The following is a 6,469-nucleotide window of genomic DNA, read 5'->3' as shown; positions in this document are numbered from 1 at the left end:
GACTCTTTTGAGTTATTGAGGTTTGGTGAGTAGGGTGCTGGGCTTTTCAGCCCAGCCTACGCTTGCTTTCTGCAACAACAAGAAAAGTTTGATCGTTTCATAGATGAATACAACAATGAGCGTCCCCATCAAGCCTTAGACATGCGTTATCCTGGGGAAGTATATGTCCCTTCAACTAAAGAGTATAAAGGGCTTCCTGAAGTAGAATACCCATTTCATGATAAAATTATTACAGTAACCCACTGTGGCAGGTTGTGTTTGAAAGGTAAAAAAATCAATTTAACAAGTGTGTTAGCTGGGCAAAACGTAGGAATTAAGGAGGTTGAAGACAACATATGGTTAGTTAGCTTTATGGAGTATGATTTAGGTTATTTTGATGAGCAGACATGTAAATTGGAGCCTTTACCCAATCCTTTTGGGCCTAAAGTGTTACCTATGTCTCCGGTATAATTTGTAACCGATGTCTTCGGAATAGACCTTCTGCACGAAGTGGTACCGGACTGGCTGGATAAGCCTGTTACCAAAATAACCCGCGAGATGATCGCCAAACGGCATGCACAACATGGCGCAACTAATAGCAAAGCTCGTGCTAATAATGCCATGCGGGTATTAAGAGCGATCTTTAATTTTGCCATATATGAATATCAAACAGGCGATGGCCAGCCGATTATTGTCGTCAACCCTGTAAAATACCTGTCTCATACCCGTGGGTGGTTTCGGGTAGATCACAAGCAAACCGTGATCAAACCGCATCAACTGGCGGATTGGTATAAAGGTATCATGCAATTGGTGGAGGGTGAGCCTTACCGTAATGCACTGTTATGGCATGATTACTTCCTGTTATTGCTGTTTACCGGAATGCGTAAAACCGAAGCCGGTTCTTTACGCTGGGAAGATATTGATCTGAAATCCAAAACTATTACGCTACAAGATACTAAAAATAGAGAAGTGCATACTTTACCGATGTCGGATTTCATTTATGACCTGTTAGAGCGGAGAAGTTGCCAGAAAACCAGTGAGTTTATTTTTCCAGCTGATAGTAAAACAGGTTATATCTACGAGCCTAAAAAAGCTGTGTTAAAGGTCGTTGAGCTATCCGGTGTTCCATTTACTTTGCACGATTTGCGTCGAACCTTTGCCACTATTGCTGAAAGTCTTGATCTGCCCGCTTATGCTTTGAAGCGCTTGTTAAATCATAAAATGAGCAATGATGTAACAGCAGGGTATATCATGCGGGATGTTGAGCGACTAAGAAAGCCTATGCAGCAGGTTACTAATTTTTTGGTTAAGCATATGAATGAACCGGTGACGCATTTTCTTGTTTAACTATAAATTTGTATATAGAATTGCAAAATATCTCATTTTGAGATAAAATTAAGTTTAATAGTGGTGATTAATTATTATGCACATTATAACAAAAAGAAGAATTGAAGAAGCAAGAGTATTGCATCCTGAATGTGCGACTGTTTTGCTTGGCTGGCATAAGATTGTGAAAAACAACGAGTTCAAAAGTTATGCTGATTTAAAAGCATCTTTTAATAGTGTTGATAAAGTTGGAGATCTGTATGTCTTTGATATTGGCGGGAATAAGCTGAGACTGATAGCAAGCATCCATTTTAATCGAAAGAAATTATATATTCGCCACATTTTAACCCATAAAGAATATGATAAGGGCGACTGGAGGAAATGAATATGACTGCTTTAGCACATAATGATTTTATACAAGATACCATTCAATGCTGGAAAAAAATTTCTCCTGTTATTCATGAGCCTCAAAATACGGATGATTATGAAAAATTATCCAGCTTGCTTGATAAGCTTCTTGATGTTGTTGGAGAAGATGAATCTCATGAGCTCATGGGGCTTATAGATGTGATAAGTCATATGATCTCTATTTATGATGATGAGCACTATCAGTTCTTAGAAGAAGGAACTGGTATTGATGCTTTGAAATTCTTGATGGAACAACATGATTTAAATCAAAATGATTTGAAAAATGAAATTGGAAGTCAGGGCGTTGTTTCCGAGATTTTAAATGGCAAGCGTCAATTGAATGTTACACAGATTAGAAAATTGTCTGAACGGTTTAAAGTATCCCCTGCAACTTTTATTGATTAGTTGCCCAAGTGTTGAAACGATTACATACAGAGTTGCAAATTGATAACTTGAATTTACTGGATGAACATCATTTTTATGAATTTAATCAAGGAAATAATTTAGAGTTTTCTCTATATGGCCTGGGCGGTAATTTTCTCGCAAGTAAAAAATTATTTGACAGGCCAATTGCAGGTAATGGGGGCAAGGTTTGGGCCACGTTACATCAATTTGGCGCTTTATATAGCAATAATGTCATAACCCATATCATAATTCCTTTTGATAGCTAATTATTTGTACATATTGGCGCAGGTTGTATTTTTTAGGGTTAAGATCCATCTTAACCCAATATCGAAAGACTATAGTTAAATTCTCATTCCCACCGTTTTCAGACCTGGATGTTGAACCAATAGATGCATTATGGAGCAATACTTTGATCTTGATATCCTTGGTATTTAATACTCAAGTCGGTGAGCCCCATCTCAGGACGTGTATTAAGCACAAAGTTAGGAGCAAAAAAATTGACATTTGTTAAAGTGCCCAAACTCAAACTCGGCTTCGAGGGATCAGTTGGATGGCTTAGATGCGCGTCTATACGAATGGTTACCATATCTAGTTCAAAACACTCAGCAGGTGCTCCATTCTGATACAACCATGTTCGAAATGGATGTTCTGGTTGCGATGCATTATAACAAGCCCTTGGGATCAAGGTAGCAAGTCGTACAGGCATAGTCATTAACTCAAGCATAGCAACTACTGAAAGGCTGACTGGAAATATTACTGGATTTCTTGGGCAATCACGCATACAACCGCTAATTCCAACCACAGACATAGCTGCACCAGTGAAAGGAAAAAATAAATCTAGAGCCAGAGATGTTAAAGCATGAGTACGGACAGGAGTAAGGACTTGAGCGTATAATGAGGTAAGTGTTAGGTTAGGGTCTGTAATTACTCTTAAATGATCATATTCGGATCTATCAATCGTTTTTTTCCATAATTTATTGTTATCCGCATCAAAAAGCTTAAGTTTCATATTTACAACTCCATTGCCAAAAAATACAGCGTTCTATGGCTTTACCTCTGTAGAACAGAGATTCTAATCTCATTCAAGATTGCTAGCAATGTTTGAGAAAGGCATAAGCATTTTTGTGGTACAGTTGTGAAATTGTATATTTACATGGTCATAAGAAAAGAATATACACGGGAATGCCTTGCCATTGATGTAGCCGCTTCCATTCGTTCATCGCGTGTCATTGAGGTCTTAAGCCGGCTTATGTGTATTCATGGTGTTCCCCGATATTTCCGTTCAGATAATGGGCCTGAATTTTTCAGTCATGCCCTGTTGAAGTGGGCAACCAGTAGTTCACTGGAACTCGCACTCATTGAACCAGGTAAACCCTGGCAAAATGGCACCAATGAAAGTTTTAATGGTAAATTCAGGGATGAATGTCTCTCAGCTGAATGGTTTCGTTGTCGACTTGAAGCAAAAGTAGTCATTGAAGATTGGCGAATTCATTACAATAATGTGAGGCCTCATTCAAGCTTGAATTATCAAACACCAAGTGAATTTATAGGCAAACTGAGTAAGAATTTAATAACTGAGGTTAGCGTTTCTATGTAATTTTGGTTTTAAAAAACCGGGCAGGTCATAACATTGTTTGAGTATCTATAATTTAAATCTGAAGATGTGAATTCATCCCGACCCATCAACAAGCTGTAATATGATATTTACTTACCATGTAAATAATTATTTCGCATATTTAACTGCTCTATTAATTAATTTAGATTTTTTTGTAAGTGCCGATTTGGTCTTCGGTAAATCTAGAAATGCAAGCATATCGTCAAAGCTCTCAAAAATCGAACTATTATGAAGTTGGAAAAAAAGCATATCTTTAAATGCTTTCTGTAATTCAAAGCAGTAATGCTTAGCATTGATATCGTCTTCATTGTTATGTACAAATCTATTTCTAAAGTCTCTTATATACATTAAAATTTGTAATCTATATGGTTCATTTGCATATAAAAGAGAAAATCGCTTAACAACTTTATCAAAGGAATCTTCTTGTTTTGAAGTGAGAATTTCAATCGCGTTCCAGATTCGCATTAATCCTACGTTATGATCTTTACTATCCAAAGCTGTAACATAACAATTTAATGCTTCAATCAGTTTATTTTTATAAGAAGATTTTAGAGTTGATTTAAAATCTTTGAGTATAATATTTAATGCCTTTGTTTCACTTATGATAATTTCTTTGGGTTTAAAATCGTTTTCTATATTAAATATAAGATGCGCATCGCCGTTTTCATTATGAAGAGTCGATACCTCCCCGGTACGAATGCTATTTATTGGTACGAATGGATTGATATTATATTCAAATGAAGGGTATGGATTATAGATTAAGCATAAATAAGCCCTTATAGCATGTAGGGTTTTTAGTGCTTTATTGAAAGCAGACTTCTCATTGTTTGCAGTAACTTTAATTACTGTAAATATATAGCCAGGATCATTCATTTTAGATCTAAATGCTATATTTCTTATGAGCTCATTTCTTCCATTGAACTTACTTGGAAAATCTCCTCTATAGAAGGATACCTTTATGTCACCAATGGTCATTTCTTTTATTAATACTTTTTTTAACTCATTTCGTTCATCAAGTAATTTTACAACATTGGGAAGACAATCTTTTAATTGTTGGGTGAGGTCTTTTCTTGGACTAGGATTGAATCCTATTTCGTCAAATTCAATAGTTCCAGATGTTGTTCCTTTAGGTGAACTATAGAGAACATAATTAATTTTATCGTCATTTAGAGCAATTTGGATCTGATTTTTATTTGGCTTTATTTTATCTACTACAATATCAATGAAATTTATTGATAGTTTCGACAGTAAAAAGTAATTTTCTGGTTGTAATTTCTTGTATTTTTCAGCAAGTAATTGTACTGCTTCCAAGACTTTATCTGGGGTTATGGGTGCATGTGATGCAACATTATTTAAAGCTTCTTTAATAACTTTATTTTGGTCTATTTCAGAATACTGCTCAGGGAATGATATGCTTTGTTTAACAGCAACTGTAATGCTGGGAATTTCCCATCCTGTAAATGAAACCTTGCCATTTGCAATTATTTTTGCATTTTCTAAAATTGATAGTAATTGATGGGGTTTAAAATCCTTTTTCCAACATATTTTGCCCATTTTTGTTCCTTTAGATTTAATTTCTATAAAAACAATGGAGTTTTGAATAATTATACATAGATTTCAATATCTTATTTTTTTATTCTTCAATTTTTACTCATCCATAATAATACCGTCAACAACCGTATAATTCTTTGCGAATGCAATGATTATAGACTCATTTATTGAGAATGGCAGCTAGTGCAGCCCGGGTGAAGTGAAATGGAACTCGGGATGTTCGAAGCTTAATATCTCGGATTATTGTTGCGCCTGCATCCGGGCTCGTCATTTAATTTTTTAAAATATAAAAATTAAAATATCTACTAAAATAAATAAACTATATATTTTTGGATACAAAAATGGATATATCGAAAAGGATTTCGACTAAAAGTCAAGTTATAGAAGAGGCTTTAATAAAATTTTTAACCCAAATTACAGATCCTGCATTTGGAATACATAATAAATCAGAACTTGAGTACCTTGTGTTTGAGTTAATGAAAAATACTGGGATATTTAATGAGAATACATCTCTTTATAGTCTTATGACTGAGCTAGGTATTACTCAGACTAAAGCATCTCAGCTTATTTATAATTATGATGTTAGAAAACTAGAAGATGACAAAATTCTGGATGAAAAAATTATTGAGTTTTTATTAAATGCGGATTTCGCAAAAGATGGGGATTATTTTGTATTAGATATTGAAAGCCCTTTGCTTAGAGTTTATTTAAAGAATAGGCTAAAAGAGATCGGCCATGTTTCCGATGGTTCATTTAGCCAAACCGTAGTAAGAATGAATCTAAACGCTGTTTCAGGAATTATTGAATACTATCTTCCTAAGAAAGAACATAAGAAGGTTAAAGCCGCATTGATTGAGGCTGGAGCACCTGATGGATCATTCAAAGGTGTTTTAAAGTCATCTTTGAAATATCTTGGATCTAAGGTGTTGGGTGAGGGAGCTGGGACGCTTGTAGACAATTTTCCAGATATGTTAAATGGGTTGATTAAATCCAGTGTGGATATTCATGCTTGGAAGGCCTATGTATTCAATGATAAGAAAGAGGATTGATCTTTTAAGAATAGCATCTTGTATTCTTTATTTCGGCTCTACCCCAATTAAGGGGGCACTTTAATCAAGTTAGTCTAGACTAACCAATTGATTTCGCGATCGAATTGGAGATTAAAGTGCCCAAGCATAATCTTAC

7 protein-coding genes and 3 pseudogenes are annotated in these 6,469 nt (G+C 35.2%); 8 read left to right on the top strand and 2 right to left on the bottom strand.

What is annotated here, in order from left to right; all coding sequences use genetic code 11:
- Positions 1–60: 60 nt before the first annotated feature.
- From ACQUTA_RS12950 to ACQUTA_RS12925, 6 genes and pseudogenes are all read left to right on the top strand, one after another.
- Positions 61–141, top strand: a pseudogene (locus tag ACQUTA_RS12950) (integrase core domain-containing protein); the annotation flags it as partial.
- Positions 142–450, top strand: a complete 309-nt coding sequence (locus ACQUTA_RS12945; protein WP_444988684.1) for a hypothetical protein — start codon at positions 142–144, stop codon at positions 448–450.
- A 27-nt stretch (positions 451–477) separates the two neighbouring features.
- A pseudogene (locus ACQUTA_RS12940) lies at positions 478–1,326 on the top strand (tyrosine-type recombinase/integrase); the annotation flags it as partial.
- Between the two features lie 76 nt (positions 1,327–1,402).
- The gene (locus tag ACQUTA_RS12935; RefSeq protein WP_444988683.1) at positions 1,403–1,690 is read left to right on the top strand and encodes a type II toxin-antitoxin system HigB family toxin; all 288 of its coding nucleotides are present in this window, start codon (positions 1,403–1,405) and stop codon (positions 1,688–1,690) included.
- Between the two features lie 2 nt (positions 1,691–1,692).
- A complete protein-coding gene (locus ACQUTA_RS12930) occupies positions 1,693–2,118 on the top strand; it encodes a helix-turn-helix domain-containing protein (protein ID WP_444988682.1) in 426 nt (141 codons plus the stop codon).
- 8 nt (positions 2,119–2,126) lie between these two features.
- Complete coding sequence (locus ACQUTA_RS12925; RefSeq protein WP_444988681.1) at positions 2,127–2,384, top strand: hypothetical protein; 258 nt, start codon at positions 2,127–2,129, stop codon at positions 2,382–2,384.
- A 128-nt stretch (positions 2,385–2,512) separates the two neighbouring features.
- On the opposite strand, the gene ACQUTA_RS12920 is transcribed toward ACQUTA_RS12925, so the two are convergent.
- A complete protein-coding gene (locus ACQUTA_RS12920) occupies positions 2,513–3,127 on the bottom strand; it encodes a hypothetical protein (RefSeq protein WP_444988680.1) in 615 nt (204 codons plus the stop codon).
- A gap of 144 nt (positions 3,128–3,271) precedes the next feature.
- Between ACQUTA_RS12920 and ACQUTA_RS12915 the strand changes: the two are divergent.
- A pseudogene (locus ACQUTA_RS12915) lies at positions 3,272–3,715 on the top strand (integrase core domain-containing protein); the annotation flags it as partial.
- Positions 3,716–3,841: 126 nt separating this feature from the next.
- Here the strand turns inward: ACQUTA_RS12915 and ACQUTA_RS12910 are convergent.
- Entirely contained in the window at positions 3,842–5,287 is a 1,446-nt protein-coding gene (locus ACQUTA_RS12910; protein WP_444988679.1) for a hypothetical protein, read from the bottom strand.
- Between the two features lie 338 nt (positions 5,288–5,625).
- On the opposite strand from ACQUTA_RS12910, the gene ACQUTA_RS12905 reads away from it, so the two are divergent.
- Entirely contained in the window at positions 5,626–6,333 is a 708-nt protein-coding gene (locus ACQUTA_RS12905; RefSeq protein ID WP_444988678.1) for a hypothetical protein, read from the top strand.
- Positions 6,334–6,469 lie beyond the last annotated feature (136 nt).

It is taken from the genome of Legionella navarrensis, assembly GCF_052527415.1.
Note: the sequence above shows the minus strand (reverse complement) of the source record. Positions and strands in the feature narration are given on the sequence as shown.